Origin of the sequence: Synechococcus sp. NOUM97013, from assembly GCF_014279815.1 — a bacterium.
In the GTDB taxonomy this organism is placed as follows: domain Bacteria; phylum Cyanobacteriota; class Cyanobacteriia; order PCC-6307; family Cyanobiaceae; genus Synechococcus_C.
Genome location: NZ_CP047941.1, coordinates 347474 through 365212 on the forward strand (window position 1 = coordinate 347474; position 17739 = coordinate 365212).

At 63.2% G+C, this 17739-nt stretch carries 19 protein-coding genes and 1 tRNA gene; 7 read left to right on the forward strand and 13 right to left on the reverse strand.

Features of this window, described 5'->3' with window-relative positions:
* Nucleotides 1-11 precede the first annotated feature (11 nt).
* Together thyX and SynNOUM97013_RS01690 are read right to left on the reverse strand one after the other, a co-directional pair.
* Nucleotides 12-737 carry an FAD-dependent thymidylate synthase gene (gene thyX / locus SynNOUM97013_RS01685; protein ID WP_186480521.1) on the reverse strand — a complete coding sequence of 242 codons (726 nt, stop codon included), beginning with the start codon at nt 735-737 and terminating at the stop codon, nt 12-14.
* 69 nt (nt 738-806) lie between these two features.
* Nucleotides 807-1352: a thioredoxin domain-containing protein gene (locus SynNOUM97013_RS01690; protein ID WP_186480522.1), complete on the reverse strand. Its 546-nt coding sequence runs from the start codon at nt 1350-1352 to the stop codon at nt 807-809.
* Nucleotides 1353-1473: 121 nt separating this feature from the next.
* Between SynNOUM97013_RS01690 and SynNOUM97013_RS01695 the strand changes: the two genes are divergently transcribed.
* Nucleotides 1474-1971, forward strand: a complete 498-nt coding sequence (locus tag SynNOUM97013_RS01695) for a hypothetical protein (RefSeq protein WP_186480523.1) — start codon at nt 1474-1476, stop codon at nt 1969-1971.
* Here the strand turns inward: SynNOUM97013_RS01695 and SynNOUM97013_RS01700 are convergent.
* The gene (locus SynNOUM97013_RS01700; RefSeq protein ID WP_186480524.1) at nt 1945-4026 is read right to left on the reverse strand and encodes a lytic transglycosylase domain-containing protein; all 2082 of its coding nucleotides are present in this window, start codon (nt 4024-4026) and stop codon (nt 1945-1947) included. The genes SynNOUM97013_RS01695 and SynNOUM97013_RS01700 overlap by 27 nt on opposite strands.
* Before the next feature lie 25 nt (nt 4027-4051).
* Here SynNOUM97013_RS01700 and SynNOUM97013_RS01705 point away from each other — a divergent pair, with 25 nt between their 5' ends.
* Nucleotides 4052-4255 (forward strand): hypothetical protein, encoded by a 204-nt coding sequence (locus SynNOUM97013_RS01705; protein ID WP_186480525.1) that lies wholly within the window; start codon nt 4052-4054, stop codon nt 4253-4255.
* Nucleotides 4256-4341: 86 nt separating this feature from the next.
* Nucleotides 4342-5730: a phosphoglucosamine mutase gene (gene glmM, locus SynNOUM97013_RS01710; protein ID WP_186480526.1), complete on the forward strand. Its 1389-nt coding sequence runs from the start codon at nt 4342-4344 to the stop codon at nt 5728-5730.
* On the opposite strand, the gene SynNOUM97013_RS01715 is transcribed toward glmM, so the two are convergent.
* The 4 genes from SynNOUM97013_RS01715 to SynNOUM97013_RS01730 are packed head-to-tail and all read right to left on the reverse strand — an operon-like array spanning nt 5717 to nt 10006.
* Complete coding sequence (locus SynNOUM97013_RS01715; protein WP_186480527.1) at nt 5717-6742, reverse strand: N-acetylglucosamine kinase; 1026 nt, start codon at nt 6740-6742, stop codon at nt 5717-5719. The two genes, glmM and SynNOUM97013_RS01715, sit on opposite strands and share 14 nt — an antisense overlap.
* Entirely contained in the window at nt 6697-7995 is a 1299-nt protein-coding gene (locus SynNOUM97013_RS01720) for an IctB family putative bicarbonate transporter (RefSeq protein ID WP_186480528.1), read from the reverse strand. The genes SynNOUM97013_RS01715 and SynNOUM97013_RS01720 overlap by 46 nt, the downstream gene beginning before the upstream one ends.
* A complete protein-coding gene (gene trmB / locus SynNOUM97013_RS01725; protein ID WP_186480529.1) occupies nt 7995-8702 on the reverse strand; it encodes a tRNA (guanosine(46)-N7)-methyltransferase TrmB in 708 nt (235 codons plus the stop codon). The genes SynNOUM97013_RS01720 and trmB overlap by 1 nt, the downstream gene beginning before the upstream one ends.
* Nucleotides 8702-10006 (reverse strand): FIST N-terminal domain-containing protein, encoded by a 1305-nt coding sequence (locus SynNOUM97013_RS01730; RefSeq protein ID WP_186480530.1) that lies wholly within the window; start codon nt 10004-10006, stop codon nt 8702-8704. Before SynNOUM97013_RS01730 ends, trmB begins: the two co-directional genes overlap by 1 nt.
* A 71-nt stretch (nt 10007-10077) precedes the next feature.
* On the opposite strand from SynNOUM97013_RS01730, the gene SynNOUM97013_RS01735 reads away from it, so the two are divergent.
* A complete protein-coding gene (locus SynNOUM97013_RS01735) occupies nt 10078-10689 on the forward strand; it encodes a DUF3177 family protein (RefSeq protein WP_186480531.1) in 612 nt (203 codons plus the stop codon).
* Nucleotide 10690: 1 nt separating this feature from the next.
* Nucleotides 10691-10984: a hypothetical protein gene (locus tag SynNOUM97013_RS01740; RefSeq protein ID WP_186480532.1), complete on the forward strand. Its 294-nt coding sequence runs from the start codon at nt 10691-10693 to the stop codon at nt 10982-10984.
* On the opposite strand, the gene ileS is transcribed toward SynNOUM97013_RS01740, so the two are convergent.
* Both ileS and SynNOUM97013_RS01750 read right to left on the reverse strand, forming a co-directional pair.
* Nucleotides 10969-13893, reverse strand: a complete 2925-nt coding sequence (ileS, locus tag SynNOUM97013_RS01745; RefSeq protein ID WP_186480533.1) for an isoleucine--tRNA ligase — start codon at nt 13891-13893, stop codon at nt 10969-10971. The genes SynNOUM97013_RS01740 and ileS overlap by 16 nt on opposite strands.
* A gap of 22 nt (nt 13894-13915) precedes the next feature.
* On the reverse strand, nt 13916-14452 hold the full coding sequence (locus tag SynNOUM97013_RS01750) for a Ycf66 family protein (RefSeq protein ID WP_186480534.1): 537 nt from the start codon (nt 14450-14452) through the stop codon (nt 13916-13918).
* Between the two features lie 54 nt (nt 14453-14506).
* On the opposite strand from SynNOUM97013_RS01750, the gene SynNOUM97013_RS01755 reads away from it, so the two are divergent.
* Both SynNOUM97013_RS01755 and crtR read left to right on the forward strand, forming a co-directional pair.
* Nucleotides 14507-14588 (forward strand) — tRNA-Leu (locus SynNOUM97013_RS01755).
* 54 nt (nt 14589-14642) lie between these two features.
* Nucleotides 14643-15671 (forward strand): beta-carotene hydroxylase, encoded by a 1029-nt coding sequence (gene crtR, locus SynNOUM97013_RS01760; protein ID WP_186480535.1) that lies wholly within the window; start codon nt 14643-14645, stop codon nt 15669-15671.
* Here the strand turns inward: crtR and gatC are convergent, their stop codons facing one another.
* The 4 genes from gatC to SynNOUM97013_RS01780 are packed head-to-tail and all read right to left on the reverse strand — an operon-like array spanning nt 15672 to nt 17722.
* A complete protein-coding gene (gene gatC / locus SynNOUM97013_RS01765; protein ID WP_186480536.1) occupies nt 15672-15965 on the reverse strand; it encodes an Asp-tRNA(Asn)/Glu-tRNA(Gln) amidotransferase subunit GatC in 294 nt (97 codons plus the stop codon). It lies immediately after the preceding gene.
* Nucleotides 15962-16750: a creatininase family protein gene (locus tag SynNOUM97013_RS01770; RefSeq protein ID WP_186480537.1), complete on the reverse strand. Its 789-nt coding sequence runs from the start codon at nt 16748-16750 to the stop codon at nt 15962-15964. The genes gatC and SynNOUM97013_RS01770 overlap by 4 nt, the downstream gene beginning before the upstream one ends.
* Nucleotides 16751-16782: 32 nt before the next feature.
* Complete coding sequence (locus tag SynNOUM97013_RS01775; RefSeq protein WP_186470011.1) at nt 16783-16926, reverse strand: hypothetical protein; 144 nt, start codon at nt 16924-16926, stop codon at nt 16783-16785.
* Nucleotides 16927-16945: 19 nt separating this feature from the next.
* On the reverse strand, nt 16946-17722 hold the full coding sequence (locus SynNOUM97013_RS01780) for a queuosine precursor transporter (protein ID WP_186480538.1): 777 nt from the start codon (nt 17720-17722) through the stop codon (nt 16946-16948).
* Nucleotides 17723-17739: the final 17 nt, after the last annotated feature.

A 17739-nucleotide genomic window follows, 5' to 3' on the forward strand; every position in this document is an offset into this window, starting at 1 on the left:
GGTCTGCAATGTCAGGGCGCGAGTCGCGCCTTGTGAAGCCTGGTTTTTTCATACCAAGCGGCGAATTCAGGAGCCCATTGCTGCAGATGCGGCCACATCAGATCGCAGAGCTCGCGGATTTCCTGCTGCGCGTCGAGCTTGGCTCGGAGATCCATGAAGTGGAGAAAGGCTCTGAGGCTGAAGCTCACCACGAAATGCTGGCGGTAGTCGAACGGCAGGATTCCGCGGGCGTGTTCTTCGGCGAAGCCTGAGCGCAGAAGGTCCCGGTAGCGCTCAGCAGCCTGTCGGCACAGCGTCAGGTCCTCGCCTCTGAGGGCGTCGCTGTAGGTGTATTTCTTGCCTTGGCGATCGCTGTAGTCCCCCACGGGGCGGAGGTAGAACACCTCCTCCAGTTCAAGCTCCCCGTCCGCGGCACGGCAAATCCTTTCGCCTGTGTAACGCATCGATTGCACATCGAAGCTCACCCCCACCCGGTGTGTGCGGGCCTGCTGCATTACGGAGTGAGGGAACCAGCCCACATTCAGCACGATTTGGGCGTGTTCCAGAGGGCCGTAGTGCCCTCGTTCACCAGCGAGTAGGCGTTTGATGCAGATTTCGCCCGCGCGCGTCTCATCCGGCCATTGCTCCCGGTCGCCAGCGACGAACCCTTCGCTGTAGTCCTGATGCATGCCTGCGTAGACACACTGCTGGGGGTTGGGTGTGGCGGAGATCAGGTCAACCCTGAAGCGGGAGTCCATGGCAGCGGTCAGATCGAGGGGCAGGGATGTCGGCTGATCATGGCCGCATCGGATGGCATTGAGCGGACTTTATGCGTGGCTTCGTGGTCCGGTGGCATCAAACGCGGCGGCTTCCGGCATGGGGCTGCTGCTGCCGATCCCTGCCAGCACAGGCAAGGGGCTGCCGTCGAGCAGTGAACTTGCGATGGCATTCAGCTCATCCGCCTTGCGGCCGCCGAGGGAGCGTCCACGCATGCTGCCGTCGGCAGCGAACAGATTCAACTGGGGAATTCCGGTGACGTCGTAGCGATCGGTCAGATCCAGCCAGCGTGGGTTGTCGATGTTGACCAACACCACATCCAGTGCTGAGCCGTGCTGCCGTTCCATTTCGAGCATGGCTGGTGCCATCTCGCGGCAAACCTCACACCAGTCGGCGTAAAACTCCAGCACGGTGGGACGACCATTGGTTAGCGCCACTTCGGGAGGCAGGGATCGTCGCGCCAGCTGGTCCAAAGGTGATTCCAGGCTCCCACCGTTGCGCAGCAGAAAGAGACTCACGGCCAAGGCGATGGCGGCCACCAGCAACAGCCCCTTCTGCAGAGGGGATAGTCCAGCGTTTGGTGAGCTGTCGGTCATGGGCGACTGACATCAGGGTTCCCACTCTGACAGGACAAACCGCTTGCTGTTGCTAGCGTCTGAGCGCAGAAGACGAAGCCGAATCACGGTGTTAGTCCGCCGCGAGTCCGCCACCAAGCTGATGTCCGTTCTGCGATTTTTGTTGCTGCCACTCCGGGCGCCCCTGCTGCTGGTGTTGTTCGGTGTGTCGCTGTTTCTCGGGCATCACTGGGCCATTCAGGAAACATGGTTGGCGGAGGCGCACTCCATTTCGGTGAATGCCTTCTGGGCCATCGAACTGATCCAGGCCCTGGTGGTTGTGATCATCTGCACGATGCCCGACCTGCTCTTGCGGCAGCTCTCGCTGCTGATGGCTTCAAGCCGTGTGCTCAGCCTTGTGGTGACGCTCACCCTGGTGATCACGGTGGGGCTTTATGTGTTGAGCCTCAGCCTGCTGTCGGATGTTCTCATCCTGGCGTCCGCCACCTTGCTGGCCCGGCTTGACCTGAGTCGCATCAAGGTGGTCCCTCCGCCGCAGCTGTTGGCCTTCTGGTTAGCGGTGATTGTGGTCAGTGGCATCTGGGTTGGTCATGGCCTCCCCAACCCCGCCGCTTCACTCAGTGCAGCGATCGCCGCTTGACGTCAGTTGGTGATAGGCCCAGAGATTGCCGAGCACTTTTTTCGTGTAGAGACGTGTCTCTGGGTAGGGAATGCGCTCTGTCCAAAGTTCAGGGTCCTGCTCCAGCTCTGAGCTGACCCATGACCCTGCAGCTCCAGGACCAGCGTTGTAGCTGGCGGCAACCAGCCAGGGATTGCCATCCCATTGCTGCAGCAGGAATGCCAGGTAGCGAGCACCCAGGACGGCATTGAGATCCGGTTGGCGCAGTTGCTCGGTGCTGAGCTCTTCTCCTGCCATCTCAGCGGCCGTTGCCGGCATCAGCTGCAGCAGGCCCTGGGCGCCGACCGGTGAGGCCACGGCTGGCGAGAAGCGTGATTCCTGACGAGCGATCGCCAGGAGCAGATCCAGGTTGACCTGCTCCTGTTCGGCTGCTTGCTGGAACTCGGTCAGCAGTGGTTTTGGATGCTGGCTGTGATGCAGCAGAAAGCGGGTCGGGCAGTCGGGATCCACCAGGCGCAAGCTGGATTTCCAGAGCCGACTGAGACCGCTCCAGTAGTCATTCACGCTCATCAAGAGTCGGCCTTCCACCAGGAGCTCCTGTGGGGATGGATCGCCGGCGGTGTCTCGGCTTTGCCAGGTCTCCAGGGCTTCGCGGTTCCAGCCGAGGCGCCACAGCTGATCGATCAAGGGATCGCCGCTGTCGAGTGCTGTCCAGGGTTGGCTCCGATCCGATTCCGTGTCCTCCGCTTCCAGCCCGCTGACGGCTTGCGTGCCAGACAGCTCCGGCAGCTCTGCGCCCTCCAGCCGTGCACCGGCTCTCCAGGTGTAGTAGCCAGGTGGTTGCGTGGCCACCAGTGCCTGCCAGATCTGCTGGGCGACGTCGTCGTTGCCGCGTTTGAACGCACTGAAGCCGCGCCAGAACTGCTGGCGTGCTCTCAGTGGGTCGGGCAGTTGCTCCTCGGGGATGGCGCTGAGCCACGTGTTCGCTTCATCCCATCGGCCTGCGAGTAAGGCTTCACGGGCAAGATCCCACTGCAGTTGCCAGCTGGCTGGATCGTCGGGCCAGCGTTGCAGCACGGCCAGTCCACCGTCACCACCGGCAAGGCGGACCCTTGCTGCGGCCACATCCACGGAGGCCGTTTGCACGGACTTAGGCAGCGCATCGAGCAGGACAGGGTCGGGACGCAGTGGCTCGCTCAGCAGGGCTGCGGCCGCGAGCGCTTCTGGGCTGTCTGGATGGTCGTGGGCGAGTTCTAGCAGCATCGCTTCTCCCCGGCCTCGCTGCTCGCGACTTCCCCGCATCAGGCTGCGACCGATCAAAAGGGCTTGCTTAGGAGCAAGGGGAGTGCCCTGCAGGCAGAGCTCCGCAGCATTGCCATCCCCGAGTTGGGCCAGAGCGCCGGCCAGCTGTAGGCGCTCCTGTTGCGTCATGCCTTCGCCAGTGATCGTCCCGCAGGCCTGACGCAGCAGGGATTGCGCCCCTGGCCACCGGGGACCCCAGCGGGCCAGGTGGAGTGCGCTGGTGAGAACGCGCTGCTGATCGGCATCCTTCGGCAGTTCCGCTGCTGCGGCTAGGGCAGCGGCATGGCGTGGCTGTTGGCGCAGCAGCTCGCGGTGCAGGTCGGCTTGGTTTTGGCCGAGGTGATACCGGGCATCAGCGCTCGCGGCAGTGGCAGGAAAGCGTTGCAGGAGTTCAAGCCAGAGCTCCTGCTCCTCTGCTTCCAGTCCCAGAGCCCCTGCCGTCAGCGCTTGCTGTTTCAGGGCGATCGCTGCAAGGGGATCCGGTCCCCATCCCTGGCCACTCAGCAGACGCCATCGGCGGTTGGGGGACGCGCTGCTGCGGCTGGCGAGAAGGAGAGCTGCTTCGCGTCGCTGCTGGGGTTCGCGCGACCACCGGTAGTGCTGCCAGAGTTTGGTGCTGCTCAGGTGGGGTGTTAGCTGGATCTGCCCATGGCGCAGCAGCTGACGGCCGCCAATGATCGCCAGGATTGCGAACAGGGAGGAGCCGCCGAGCAGCAGCAGGCCGCGAATGCGGGTGAGTCGAGCGCTCAAGCCAAGGCTCTGAACTGCTGGCATTCTGTGGCCAGCGGGGCTGATCTGGATGGTTGCGCAGCGACGGAGGCCTCGACCGGTCCAACAACAACAATTGCGTTGTGCCGTGGTCGGCGGCCTGGCCCTGCTGCTGTGGGGCCTGCGTTGGCTCTGGCCTCTGCCATGGCTGCCGGGCTGGTTGCTGTTGCTGATCGTTGCCTGGGCACTGCTCGAGTTGGCGGCCCTGATGCTCTTCCCCAGGCGTTGGCGCTGATCTCGATCGTGCAGCTGAGGGCCTGGCACCGATCGAACGGTCTGGTGTCTCAGGGCTCTTAGGGTTCAATCCACAAATGAGACCTCATGGCCTCCTCTGCTGCCCATCCGCTCGGTTCCCTTCCGTCGCCTCAGATCAGTTTCGGCACGGATGGTCTGCGCGGTCGGGTCGGCGATGCCATCACGCCAGCCCTCGCCTTGCAGGTGGGCTTTTGGTGTGGACGCGTGCTGCCGGCAGACGGCCCCGTGCTGATCGGGATGGATTCGCGCTGCAGTGGATCCATGGTGGTGGCAGCCCTGACGGCAGGCCTCACAGCGGCGGGTCGGGACGTGTGGACGCTCGGACTGTGCCCGACGCCCGCCGTCCCTGGGCTGATCCGTCGCTTTCAGGCTGCAGGTGGTCTGATGGTTTCCGCCAGCCACAACCCCCCGGAAGACAACGGCATCAAGGTGTTCGGCGCTGACGGGAGCAAGCTTGGCGCTGACTTGCAAAGCCGGATTGAGTCCGGCCTGCGAGGGGACGTGGAGGCCGCTTCGTCGCTGGGTACCTGCGGTGCTGCCCACCATCGCTCCGAGCTGCTGGAGCATTACCGCGACAGCCTGCTGAGCAGCGTTCAGCATCAAAGTCTGGCGGGGGTTCCGATCGTTCTCGATCTTTGCTGGGGCTCTGCGACAGCCTGCGGTGCCGAGGTGTTCCGCGCTCTTGGTGCTGACATCACCGTGCTCCATGGTGATGCCGATGGTGAGCGCATCAATGTGGGCTGCGGGTCCACCCATCTCGAACCGCTGCGTCGCGCGGTGGTCGAGCAGGGGGCTTCCATGGGCTTCGCATTTGATGGCGATGCCGATCGCATGCTCGCGGTGGATGGGCGCGGCCGCATCGTCGATGGCGATCATGTCCTCTATCTCTGGGGCTCAGCGCTTCAGGAGCGTCATGCCCTTCCGGATCAACGTCTGGTGGCCACGGTGATGTCCAACCTGGGTTTTGAACGGGCCTGGCAGGCACGGGGGGGGCAGCTGGAGCGCACACCTGTTGGCGACCAGCATGTGCATGCTGCGATGGTGAGCAGTGGTGCAGCCCTGGGCGGTGAGCAATCGGGTCACATCCTTTCGTCCGCTCACGGCCTCGCCGGGGATGGTGTGCTGACGGCGCTTCAGCTCGCCACCCTCTGCCATGCCCAGCAGATCACCCTCGCTGATTGGTTGGACCGCAGCTTCCAGGCCTACCCCCAGAAGCTTGTGAATGTGCGCGTGCCGGATCTGGCACGACGCAAGGGCTGGGCTGATTGCGAGCCGTTGCGCGAGCTGGTGGAGGAAGCCGAGCAGGCGATGGCTGACGAAGGCCGGGTGCTCGTGCGTGCCAGTGGCACAGAGCCGTTGCTGCGGGTGATGGTGGAGGCGGCGGATGCCACGACGGTGGAGCGCTGGACATCACGGCTGGCTGAGGCTGCCGATCAGCACCTCAATGCGGCCTGAGGCCGGCCCGATCCAGGGCGAGAACCAGGGCGCCGTGGCAGGCATCACCATCGGTGGTTTGCCAATGACTGTCGGGGAGCTGCTCGCGAAGCGATGTCTGCACCAGCTGGAGGAACAGCGGCATGTGTTCCAGGGCTCCGCCCCTGGCTTCCAGGCAGGGGGCCTGAAGGCCCAGAGCATGGGCGGTGGCTGTGGCTGCTTTCGCCAAGGCTGATGCTGAACACTGGAGGATCCTGCGGGCGGCCGGGTCTCCATTGGCGGCGGCATCCGCCACCAGGGGCGCCAGCCTTGCTTCATCGGCCACAGCGTGGCGATCGCGCACTACAAGTGCTTTGAGCTCGGCGGCACTGCGGCAATCAAGCGCTTCCCACAGGTTGTGGCGCAAAGGACCATCGGGAACCCGACCATCGGCCATGCGCACGCTGAGTTGCAGGGCTTGATGCCCGATGTCGAAGGCGGATCCCGCTCCATCCAGCCGCCAGCCCCAGCCTCCGCAGCGGTGCTCTCGACCGGTGGCATCGCGGCCCACCACGATCATCCCGGTGCCGCTGATCAGCACGATTCCTGCGCGATCAGGAAACGCACCACGCAACGCCGTGCGTTCATCGCCGGTGGCCAGGCAACGGTGTTCAGGCAGTGCCAAGGCACTGGCGAGTAGGGCCGCGCCGCGGGTCTGCAGATCCGTGTCGGCTTCGATGCCGCTGGCCCCGATTGCGGCTGCATGCAGATGCTCCCTGCCGAGAGGTTGTTCCCGGGATTCATCCCTGACTTGCTCCAGGGCCGCCTCCAAGCTGGAGTCGATGGCACGCCGGAAGCGTGCTTCACCATCGTGGGCATCGAGATGGGAGACGCCACTGCCACGTCCCTCGCCCAGCACTTGAAAACGCTCGCCGTTCCAGCGACTCAGCCGACAGCGGCAGGTGGTTTGTCCGGCATCGAAGCCGGCCAGGAGGACCAGTTCCTGGTTCACGGTTTGCGTGTCATCAGACTCAGGGTGGCCAGGCAGAACCATCCGCTGATCTGAACTTCCGGTCGGAAGAAGATCGTGTCTGCAGCCCCTTGCATCATCAGGCCGGCGATCGCTGCCAGGCACCCCAGGCAGGGGAGGGCCAGATCACTGTCTGCGCTGAGCGCCTGCAAACCGCGTCGCAGGCTGGCTGTGGCCAGACCGATGCAGGCCAGTAAGCCTGGAATGCCAGTTTCCACAAGGATTTCCAGGGGGAGGGAGTAGGCGCTAAGCGCATTGAATTTTGGTTGCTGATACAGCGGATAGATGCTGTTGAAGGCGGCATTGCCGGGGCCGATCCCTAGCCAGGGCCTGTCCTGGATCATGTCGATCGCCGCTAGCCAGACGTTGATGCGGAAGTTGTTTGAGCTGTCGCCTCGTCCCGCCAGCAGGCTGGTCATGCGGGTTCGGACGGGCTCCACTTGCGTGGCAGCGAAGGCAATCGCCATGCCCGCCAGCACCAGCAGGGCGAGAGGCAGTAGGCGACGCCAAAAGAGCGGCCAGTGGCGGATCTGCCGCAGCACCAGAAGCAGCATCAGTACGCCGAGAGCCGCCAGCATTCCCAGCCAGCCGCCACGGCTGTAACTGAACAGGGTTGATGCGGCGCCAAGCACCAGTGCGGTTGCGGCAAAGAGCTTGGATCCCCAGCCGCGCCATCGGAGCACTGCCACCACGGCAATGGGCAGGATCGGCACTAGGTACCCAGCCAGCAGATTGGGATTGCCCAGAGGGCCATAGATGCGAATCGTGCCCTCCGCCACGGAATTGGGATCCGCCCAGCGCGCCAGTTCCTCTGTGGGGCCGTAAAGCTGCCGCAAGGCCAGCACGCTGCTCAGCAGGGACCCACCCAGCAGCGCAGCCACCAGGCGGTCCCACCACTGCGGTGCCTCAGCCAGCAGCTGCCGCATCAGGGCGTAGACCCCGAGATAACTGATCAATTTCACAAGGCCTTTGGCTGCGGCCATCGGCACGGGGGAGGCCCCGGTGGCGAGTACTGCTACACCAAGGAACAACAGCACCCAGCTGCTGATCGGACCGATCCGTCCAGGTGCCCGCGTCAGTGACCACAGCACCCACAGGGCTCCGCAGGCGAGAACAATCAGTCCGAGTCCAGCGCGGGTGAGCACCGGCAAAAATCCCAGCAGCAGGATCAGCACCAGACCAGCGAGCGTGCTCAGGCGGTGCTGCTGCACGGACGATCCCCCTAGAAGCCCCTGCCAGCGCAGCAACCATGGAGTTGGGGCCGAAGCCTCAGGCATCAGGAAGTGAGAGCGGTTTCAGCGGGATTATCGACCCGTTGCCAAGCCTCCTCCAGGTCTTTGAGCTCCGGCACCGGCCGATTGTTGCGTCTATACAAAACGCGATAGGCCGGTAGGCCTTGCTCCTGCACGTAACGCTCGCGCTCGGTGGGCACCGGCAGCGGATTTTCTGCCCGCCAGGGACGCGCGTCCTCGTCTGGGCGTTCGAAGCAGTCGCTGAGTTCCGTCAACGCCACCATCGGTTCGATCACTTCGAGCACATCGCTTTGCAGGAACAGCTCCCTTCCAGGGGTGAGGGCCGCGGCGACGGCTCGCAGCAGCGAGGGTTGCATCACCCTGCGCTTGCGATGGCGTCGTTTGAACCAGGGATCGGGGAACTGAATGCTCACCAGCCGCAATTGATCCTCGGGAAGGGCTGCGAGCCAGCCCTCAACACTGATGTTCGCGTTGCAGAACAGGTAATGCAGGTTGTGGCGTTCGAGCCGATCGCGGTCGCGCTGTGCCGCCAGCACTAGGGGACGGCGGATCTCGACGCCGAGATGATTCCAGTTGGGTTTCAGAGCCGACAGTTCCAGAAGACAAAGACCACGTGCGCAGCCGATGTCCAGGTGAATGGGGCGCCTGGGGTCATCAAATAACTGGTCGGGTCCTGGCAGCTCCAGGGGTAGCTGGAAGAAGCGGCTCAGGGGATTGACGTGCTGACGCATCAGGACTGGCTGTCGCTTTCAGGGGGATCGCGGCGCAACAGGCCCCAGCAGGCGGTGTAGCCATGCAGATGAGTTGCCCCACCAAGAGGGCCAAGCTCGCCGTTGCAGAAGCTGCCGGTGACGGGAAGGTCGGGAAAGACGTCGCGGGCGATGCTGATGTCGCCGTCGGGGCCGCCGAACAGGCCGCTTCCTCGTCCCAGGCAGGCGAACAGTATGCCCATCAGGGGGGCGGAAGCTGGATCGCGTTCTCGGCTGTTGGCCAGCAGCTGTCTGGCTTCCTGCCTTGAGGCCTGGGCTTCACGCAGCTGGAACTGCACGTTCTGACCCGCGCGCACCCGATCCGCCACCGCGACAGCCCCATTGCGGGGATCCACGCCGATCAGGTTGCGCACCAGGAATGCGCGCTCAGGCTGCTTGTTGGAACGTTCGCGGGATTGGAGCTCCGCGAGCGCAGCACCCGCGCTGAGCTCCTGCCGTTCCACGCCAAGAAACAGCGAATGCTGAACCAGTTCGCGGTCTTCGTCGCTCAGGTCGGCCAGCACCCGCTGCAGGCATGCCACGGGGCTGGCGCGGCGATCACCATCGCTCAGTTCAAGCAACACATTCCTCTGGGCTTGCTCGATGGCAAACACAGGGCCGATCGGGCGGCACCCCTGCGCCACCACCGGATCGAGACACCAGCTGCCGCCAAGGCTCAGACCCACTGCGCCACTCAGCACCTGATCGTCCAGGAGCAGCGAGCCGTGGTCGGCGTTATGGGGCACAGCGATGCCGCCGATCTTGGCGATGCCTGGATAGGCGTAATCCAAACCGCTCACCAGATCGTTGATGTTGTTGCAGCTGGGGTCCATCAGCAGCAGAAGGGAGCGGCTCTGCGACGGGTCAACGCCTACCCAGTCCTGCCAGTGCTGGGCGGCTCCGTCGAGATCCGGAAGCTCGGTGCTGTCGAGGCGGAAACTGGTCAGTTCAGCGCCAGGAAGATTGAGCAGGCTGACGCTGAGGGCCGCAGAGCGCTCCAGCTCATGGGCATCACCAGCGCTGGTCGTCCCCACCACGCCGCCGCCGAGGCATCCCACCCAGTGCTTGGCTCTCAGGCGTTTCTGCAAGAGCGGCAGCAGGCGGGTCAGATCACTGGCGAAATGGCTGGAGACGAATACCAGGGCCAGGTCCGCTTCGGCAGAGCCCAAGCAGCCAATCACCTCGCGCGTCGCCTCTTCCATCGACGACTTGCTGGAGAGCGCATGGCGGCATCGCGCCTCTTGCCCGCGGCTCCTGAACCAGTCGAGGGGATTGAGCGGAACCATGAACTGGACCCTACCAATCCTGTGGACTTGACGGATGACCGTGATAATGAGCCTTCCAATGACCCTGGCCGGTGCCCGACCTCACGACTCGCACCCTGGTGTGGCTGACTTATCGCTTGGGAGCTGCCGTCGCTCTCGGCTTGCCTTTGGTGCTGCTGATCTGGTCAGGCATGAAACGGGAACCGGCGTTGGTTCGCCTGCTGGGCATCTATTGGAAGGTGGCCAGCCTGCTGGCGATCAGTGTTCTTCTGCTGACGGATCAGAGGCCCATCGGTTATCTCACCGCTTTCCTCGCGCCCTTGCTGATGGCGGCCTCTCTCTGGTTCTGGGTGGATCTGAACGAGGAATTGGCTGATAGCCCTCCCGGTCGGGCGCTGCCCATGACCGTTCGGATCTGGCGCTGGGCACTCACCTTCTTTGCGCTGTTCGCGGCTGTGATGTCAGGTTCAGCTCTTGATTGCACGCGTCAGCTTGAGGCGCAGAGCTGCCGGATCTGGCTGGAAGCACCGCAGGGACTGCACCGCGTTGTGGAACGCGTGTTTGATTTTGTCTTCGGCGGTGAGTGGACGATGGCTGTGGCCGCTTTCATCGGCTACGTGGCGTTGGTGGCCTACGCCGTGGGATTGCTGCAGTGGGCTTTGGTCCGCCTTCCTCGCCAGGGTCGGGTGGCAGGCGATTTCTGAGATGGAGCCTTCGGTTTTGGTGCAGAAGCTGGAGGAACGCACCCGGCTGAAGCCTGAGCGGGTGGTGCGTCTGCATGGCGTGGTTGGCGCCGAGCCCTTTGAGTTGCTGATTTTTCGTGGCTTCAGCAGCAGCACCACCCATCCAACCGCCTTTGATCCGGATGCCACCGTGCTGCCGGACGGCACGCAGCTGCAGCGAGCCGAACTGCTCCAGGGTCCACTGAACCCAGACGCAGAGATCGTCCTTGTTGGGCCGATCTCTCCAGATGAACTGCTGGCTCAGGCCATCTGGTGAGTGCGGCGTTCCAGCACGCCCACACAGCGTCCGCAGATGTGGGGATGCTCCGGGTGCTGACCCACATCGCCTTCGTAGTGCCAGCATCGCTCGCACTTTTTGCCACGTGCACGGCTCACTTCGATCACGGCAAGTTCGTCCTCCTGGCTGGCCAGTAGTTCGGCCCAGGGCTCACCGCCAATCTGCAGCTGTGAGACCAGCAACCAGTCCCGCAGGCCATCCACTTCTGCATCACCCTTCTCGCACAGCCAAGTGAGTGCGGCCTGCAGCTCGGGATTGCGAGCTTCGAGGCGAACCGAGGCTTCCAGCGATGCGCCCAGCTCCTGACGGCCGCGGCAATCTTCCAGCACTTTGTTGACGGCGGCGCGCAGCTCTCTCAGTTGCTGAATCGGAGCGCTGAGCTCGGGATCGCGCCAGTCGGATGGAACCGTCGGCCAGCCGCGGTGGAAGACCGAGGTCTCCTCCACGGGGTATGGCAGGTTCTGCCAAATGTCTTCGGCCATGTGGCACAAGACAGGAGCGATCAGTCCGGCCAGGCGTTCGATGATTAGGGCCATTACGGTCTGGCAGCTGCGCCGACGCCGGTCGGCGGGGGCACTCACGTAAAGCCTGTCCTTGGCGATGTCGAGGTAGAAGTTCGATAGATCGGTGACGCAGAAGTTCTGCAGCAACTGGAAGAAGCGGAAGAACTCGAAGCTTTCGAAGGCTTCCGTGATCTCATCCATCACTTCGGCTGTGCGCTGCAGCATCCAGCGGTCCAGTAACGGCAGTTCCGCCACAGGGATGGCGTCGGTTGCCGGATTGAAGTCGTGCAGGTTGCCCAGCAGGTAGCGGCTGGTGTTGCGCACCTTGCGGTAGACATCCGCCAGCTGGCGCAGGATCCCGGCCCCGATCGGCACATCGGCGGAGTAATCAACCGAACTCACCCAGAGCCGCAGCACATCGGCGCCGTAGGGCGGTTCCTGCTTCTGGTTCTTGCCCCCCTCGATGATCACCATCGGGTCGACCACATTGCCGAGGGATTTGCTCATCTTGCGGCCCTTCTCATCCAAGGCGAAGCCATGGGTGAGCACCCGCTTGTAGGGGGCGTGGCCATTCACGGCAACTGAGGTGAGCAGTGAACTCTGAAACCAGCCGCGGTGCTGGTCGGACCCTTCCAGGTAGAGGTCGGCGGGATAGCTCAGGTTGTCGCGCTGGCTGGCGACGGCAGCCCAGCTGGAGCCGGAGTCGAACCACACATCCATCGTGTCGGTGCCCTTTCGCCACTGGTCGGCTTGGTCGGCGTAGGCGGGCGGCAGCAGATCCGGTTCGTCTTTCTCCCACCAGACGTCGGCGCCGTGTTCGGCGATCAACGCTTGGATGTGATCCAGGGTGTCGGCGTTCAGCAGCACCTCGCCGTTGCTGCGGTGATAGAAGACGGGGATCGGCACCCCCCAGGTGCGCTGGCGGGAGATGCACCAGTCGCCCCGCTCCTTGACCATCGATTCGATCCGGTTCCGACCGGAGGCAGGGGTCCACTCCACTGCAGCGATCGCATCCAGGGCCTGTTGACGGAACCCTTCCACGGAGGCAAACCACTGTTCCGTGGCCCGGAAGATCGTGGGTTTCTTGGTGCGCCAGTCGTAGGGGTAGCGGTGGCCATAGGCCTCCTGCTTAAGCAGGGCTCCAGCGGACTCAAGCGCCTCGATGATTTTGGGGTTGGCATCTTTGAGCACATTCAGGCCCGCAAACGGCCCGGCTTCATCGGTGAGGGTGCCGGCTTCGTCTACGGGGCAGAGCACTGGCAGCCCGTTCTTCTGGCCGGTGTGGAAGTCGTCGACGCCGTGACCCGGCGCGGTGTGCACGAGGCCTGTGCCCGATTCAGTGGTGATGTAATCGCCGCCGATCACCACCGGACTGATGCGCTCCAGCAGCGGGTGGCGGTAGGTCAGCCCAGCGAGCAAGGCGCCTTTCACCGTGGCGCGTCGGCTCAGCGGTCGATCCAGGGTTCTGCTCAGGGTCTCGATCAGATCGGCAGCTACCAGCAGCAGGAGGCCTTCACCGTCGTCGGCCAGGGCGTAATCAAGCCGTTCATTCACCGACACCGCCAGGTTGGCCGGCAAGGTCCACGGTGTGGTGGTCCAGATCGCCACCTGAAGGGCCTTCCCCAGGGCTTTCTCCTCGGTGGGCAGATCCAGGCCCTCGGCCTTGAGGGCATCCCGCAGCGTGTCCGGCAGCTTCACGGCTGGGAAGGCGGCGTAGACGCTGGGGCTCGTGTGGCCGTCGGGATATTCCAGTTCCGCTTCGGCCAAAGCGGTGCGTGAACTCGGGCTCCAGTGCACCGGTTTCAGGCCTCGGTAGATGTGCCCCTTGAGCACCATCTCGCCAAACACCCGGATCTGAGCCGATTCGTACTCCTTTTGCAGGGTCAGATAGGGCTTTTCCCAGTCCGCCCAGATGCCCCAGCGCTGGAAGCCTTTCATCTGGCCATCCACCTGTTTGCGGGCGTAGGCGGCAGCTTTTTTGCGCAGCTTGAACGGTGTCAGCGCCTTGCGCTGCTCCTGATCCATCGACTGCAGCACCTTCAGCTCGATCGGCAGGCCGTGGCAGTCCCAGCCCGGCACATAGCGCACCCTCCGTCCTTTCAACACCTGAAATTTGTTGATGACGTCCTTCAGCACCTTGTTGAGGGCGTGGCCCATGTGCAGAGCACCGTTGGCATAGGGCGGGCCGTCATGGAGGGTGAAGGTTGGACCGCTGTTGTTCAGGCCCAGCTCGCCGTCGATGCCCTGGTCTTTCCAGAAAGCCTGCAGTTCCGGCTCACGTTTTACGGCATTGGCGCGCATGCCAAAACCCGTCTGCAGCAGGTTGAGCGTGTCCTTGTAGGAGGGACGTCCCTCGGCGGTGGCGTCGCGCGTCTCCTTGCTCACGTTGGGGCAGCTGCAGAGGAAATTATCCGTCTTCGTTGGCCGGAGTGGTGACAACGTTTTTCTCTGTGCTCTCGCTCTCGCCACTGGCGTCATGGTCAGAGGCTTCCTGAGGCTGGGGTTCTTCAGGACGGACCCAGCGCTTGCCGCTGCGGCTGCTGCCTTCCGGTCTCTCGGCGGCGGGGACTGAAGAGCGCAGGCTGCCTACGGCCTGGCCGGTGTTGCTGATCAGAGTATTGAAAGCGGTTCCGAGCTGCTGAACGCTGGTGGACCAGCGTTCTCGTGAACGCAGGCGTTGTCGTTCTTCCGGGCTAAGGCGCTGCCAGCGGGATTGGGCCACTTCCGCGGTGAGGCGACTGATCAGCAATCCCGCACAGACGACGGCGAGCATCGGGGCACCGCGCAGTCGATCGCTGCTGGTGACCAGCACAAGGCCGAGCAGTAGCACCACTCCGCCCCAGGCACCATCTCTAGGCCGACTGAGTTCCGTGGCCAGCAACGGCAGCAGCAGCACTGCCAGACCCAGCAGCAGGCAGACGTCTCCAGCAAGGGTGGCCAGCATCAGCACGCAGGGATGTCTGGGGTCATTCTGGGTCGCTGCCTAAAATTGTCGCCTGCCCATCTGGCGGAATTGGTAGACGCGCTGGTTTTAGGTACCAGTGGCTTCGGTCGTGGGGGTTCAAGTCCCCCGGTGGGCATCCATTTCCCTAATTTGGTGTTGATTTCTGTCAACAGACAACGCGCTTCGCTGAATGACTCAGGCTTTCGCACAACCTGCAATGCCGTCCGCTGAGGGGCGTCTGCGTTCGGTGCCGAAGCGGTTCGTCGATCCTCCAGCGGCGTGGAATCCCACTGTTGGTCTGTTTTTGGGGGGCTATGCCCTTGCTGCATTGACGATCTGGGGCTGGTTTGTCGCCGATTGGCCGTTGCTGGTGCTGCTCTGCACAGGGTTCCTCGCGCTGCACCTTGAAGGCACCGTTGTGCATGACGCCTGCCACAAGTCGGCCCATCCCGTTCCCTGGGTCAACCAGGCCATGGGCCATGGTTCCGCTCTTCTGCTGGGTTTTAGTTTCCCGGTGTTCACGCGGGTGCACTTAGAGCACCACGCCCATGTGAACGATCCGAAGAATGACCCGGATCACATCGTCAGTACCTTCGGCCCTCTCTGGCTGATCGCTCCTCGATTTTTCTATCACGAGGTTTTCTTTTTTCAGCGCAAGCTCTGGAAGCGCTGGGAACTGATGCAGTGGGGACTGGAGCGCGCCGTGTTCTTCACGATCATCGCGGCTGCAGTGAGCTTCGATTTCCTTTCTTTCATCTTCAATTGCTGGTTCGCACCAGCGCTGATGGTGGGTGTCACCCTTGGCTTGTTTTTCGACTATCTGCCTCACCGCCCCTTCACGTCCCGCAATCGCTGGACGAATGCACGCATCTATCCCGGCAGGATGATGAACTGGCTGATCATGGGTCAGAACTATCACCTGGTGCATCACCTCTGGCCATCGGTGCCCTGGTTTGAATACAAACCCGCCTACGAAGCAACCAAGCCTCTTCTGGATGCCAAGGGCTCACCGCAACGGTTGGGGATCTTCGAAACGCGTGCTGACAGCGCCAATTTCCTCTACGACATCCTTGTGGGCGTGCGTAGCCACAAGCTCCGCAGCGGCAAGATGCGTCGCGCCGCACGCTTCATCCCTGGACGCTCCCTGCAGCGCGGCTGGCTGAGTTTCGTCGACCGCATCGCGATCAAAACCCAGCCACGTCGGCCCCATCAGCGCTGATCACTCAGCAAGGATCTTCGGTACGCGGAAGAAATCACCTTCCCGCAAGGGGGCTTGATTCAGTAGTTCTTCTCTAACTTCGGTTGCGACCACTGTGTCTTCACGGGTCACATTCACCACTTCCACAGCGCGCGTAGTGGGTGGCACCCCATCCGTGTCGACACCCTGCAGCTGATCGACATAGTCGAGGATGCGCTCGAGCTGACCGGTGTAGGTCGTGATCTTGTCTTCGGGCAGATCCAGACGTGCCAGATGGGCCACCTTGCGGACGTCGTCGGCCGTGATCTTGCTCATGCGGCGTTGAGAAATGTGCTCAGATCCTCGCGCAGCGCCTCCGCTGCCGTGTGAAGCAGCTCTTCACCGTGTTCTGGTTTGGCAAGAAAGGGATCTGACCCCATGCGTCCGTCGGGGTAACGACGGCGGAAATCGGCTGGTCCATGAATCGAGCCGCACGGGGCTGCCTCTGGCAGGGCGCGCTGTTTGCTGATGAGGCTGTCGTGCAGATGAAGGGTGACGGCGATTTCGCTGGGTGTGGCGTGCTGGCCTTCGCGATTGCCGTAGAGATCACGGGCCCGCCGCATCACAGGGCCGGCCATGAACCAGTTGGCGAGCCTGCAGCGCAGACGGGGCGCCACCTCAAGGCCGCGGCTGGCCGCTGTGCCGTAGGCCTGTGCGAACGCGGCCTTGGCGGTGGCGATATTGCCACCATGACCATTCACCACCAGGATCCGCTCGAATCCGTGAGTGGCCAAGGACAGCACCAGGTCATGCAGCACGGCCAGCAGTGTGGCGGGCTGCAGGCTCATCGTTCCGGAAAAGCCGAGATGATGCTCGGCCATGCCAAAGGCCTGCACGGGGGTCACCAGAACGCCGCTCCTGCGGCCCAGTTCCAGGGCGACGGCTTCGGCCGTGAGGGCATCGGTGCCGATGGCACCGGTCGGACCATGCTGCTCGGTGGATCCCAGCGGGATGATCACGCCCTTGCACGTTTCCAAGTAGCGATCCACGTCCGGCCAGCTCTGCAAAGCAAGGCGGATGGCATCCGTGCTGGCGACAGGGCCTGGTAGCGAAGTGGTCATGTCCACATCCGAGCGGATCCTGATGATGGCGCTCAGTGGGCTGTGCCGTTGCCGTCGTACTTGTCGGTGTTGTAGTAGCCGCCGCGGGTGCCGAAGAATGCTGTGGCCAGCACGAACAGGCCGCTGCCGAAGAGCAGCACGGTGCCCAGGTTGAATCCAGAGAGTGCGGCGTCCATGGCGTTGCCTCGTGTCTTATCAGCCTGGCAGGGACGAGCCCGTTGTCATCGCCTGCATGAGCGGATCGTCATCGCCGCCGATTTCACTGCCGGTGCTGGGGATGTTCAGCCATTGGCGTAAGGCCCGGGTGATCCAGATGAAGGGCAGGGTGTCGGCCAGGGCCGCGACCGCTTTGAACAAATAGCCGCTGGCAATGAAAGCAAGCAGCTGCGGCGCCACTGGCTCGTCGGGCCTCACAGGAAGTACGCCTGCGGCGTAGTGACTGATCAGCACAACGGCACTGGTGTCCACCAGTTGACTGACGAGGGTCGAGCCGTTGTTGCGCAGCCACAGCGCCTGTCCATGGCTGAATTGCTTCCAAAAATGGAACATGCGCACATCGACAAACTGCGCGGTGAGATAAGCCGCCATGGACGCGAATACAGCTCCAAATGCCAGCCGCTGGATCTCAAAAAAAGTGTCGTCTGGAGCTCCTGCCAAGCCCGGAAGCAGGCCCCCAAGCCAGAGAATCAGCACCACCCAGCCATTGAGCAGCAGGCCCACCCACACCACCTGTCCGGCGCGCTCTTCGCCCCAGATCTCGCTGATCAGATCCGTGCAGAGGAATGTGATCGGGTAAGGGAGCGCTCCGACCGCCACCACAATCGGCCATGAGCCGATCTGCCCCAGGGCCAGAAATCGGGTCAGCCCAAGGATGTTGAGCATGGCCAACGTCCCTAGGAACAGTCCTGCCAGCACCAGAAAGGTCAGATCACGCCTGGCTTGTAAGGCCTTGGCTTGCTGAGCATCGAGCATCAGTGGGGGCAGAACGG

Coding starts and splice junctions, on each gene's coding strand:
- thyX (WP_186480521.1), bottom strand. CDS start 737: ATGGACTCCCGCTTCAGGGTTGACCTGATCTCCGCCACACCCAACCCC.
- SynNOUM97013_RS01690 (WP_186480522.1), bottom strand. CDS start 1,352: ATGACCGACAGCTCACCAAACGCTGGACTATCCCCTCTGCAGAAGGGG.
- SynNOUM97013_RS01695 (WP_186480523.1), top strand. CDS start 1,474: ATGTCCGTTCTGCGATTTTTGTTGCTGCCACTCCGGGCGCCCCTGCTG.
- SynNOUM97013_RS01700 (WP_186480524.1), bottom strand. CDS start 4,026: ATGCCAGCAGTTCAGAGCCTTGGCTTGAGCGCTCGACTCACCCGCATT.
- SynNOUM97013_RS01705 (WP_186480525.1), top strand. CDS start 4,052: ATGGTTGCGCAGCGACGGAGGCCTCGACCGGTCCAACAACAACAATTG.
- glmM (WP_186480526.1), top strand. CDS start 4,342: ATGGCCTCCTCTGCTGCCCATCCGCTCGGTTCCCTTCCGTCGCCTCAG.
- SynNOUM97013_RS01715 (WP_186480527.1), bottom strand. CDS start 6,742: ATGGTTCTGCCTGGCCACCCTGAGTCTGATGACACGCAAACCGTGAAC.
- SynNOUM97013_RS01720 (WP_186480528.1), bottom strand. CDS start 7,995: ATGCCTGAGGCTTCGGCCCCAACTCCATGGTTGCTGCGCTGGCAGGGG.
- trmB (WP_186480529.1), bottom strand. CDS start 8,702: ATGCGTCAGCACGTCAATCCCCTGAGCCGCTTCTTCCAGCTACCCCTG.
- SynNOUM97013_RS01730 (WP_186480530.1), bottom strand. CDS start 10,006: ATGGTTCCGCTCAATCCCCTCGACTGGTTCAGGAGCCGCGGGCAAGAG.
- SynNOUM97013_RS01740 (WP_186480532.1), top strand. CDS start 10,691: ATGGAGCCTTCGGTTTTGGTGCAGAAGCTGGAGGAACGCACCCGGCTG.
- SynNOUM97013_RS01750 (WP_186480534.1), bottom strand. CDS start 14,452: ATGCTGGCCACCCTTGCTGGAGACGTCTGCCTGCTGCTGGGTCTGGCA.
- crtR (WP_186480535.1), top strand. CDS start 14,643: ATGACTCAGGCTTTCGCACAACCTGCAATGCCGTCCGCTGAGGGGCGT.
- gatC (WP_186480536.1), bottom strand. CDS start 15,965: ATGAGCAAGATCACGGCCGACGACGTCCGCAAGGTGGCCCATCTGGCA.
- SynNOUM97013_RS01770 (WP_186480537.1), bottom strand. CDS start 16,750: ATGACCACTTCGCTACCAGGCCCTGTCGCCAGCACGGATGCCATCCGC.
- SynNOUM97013_RS01775 (WP_186470011.1), bottom strand. CDS start 16,926: ATGGACGCCGCACTCTCTGGATTCAACCTGGGCACCGTGCTGCTCTTC.
- SynNOUM97013_RS01780 (WP_186480538.1), bottom strand. CDS start 17,722: ATGCTCGATGCTCAGCAAGCCAAGGCCTTACAAGCCAGGCGTGATCTG.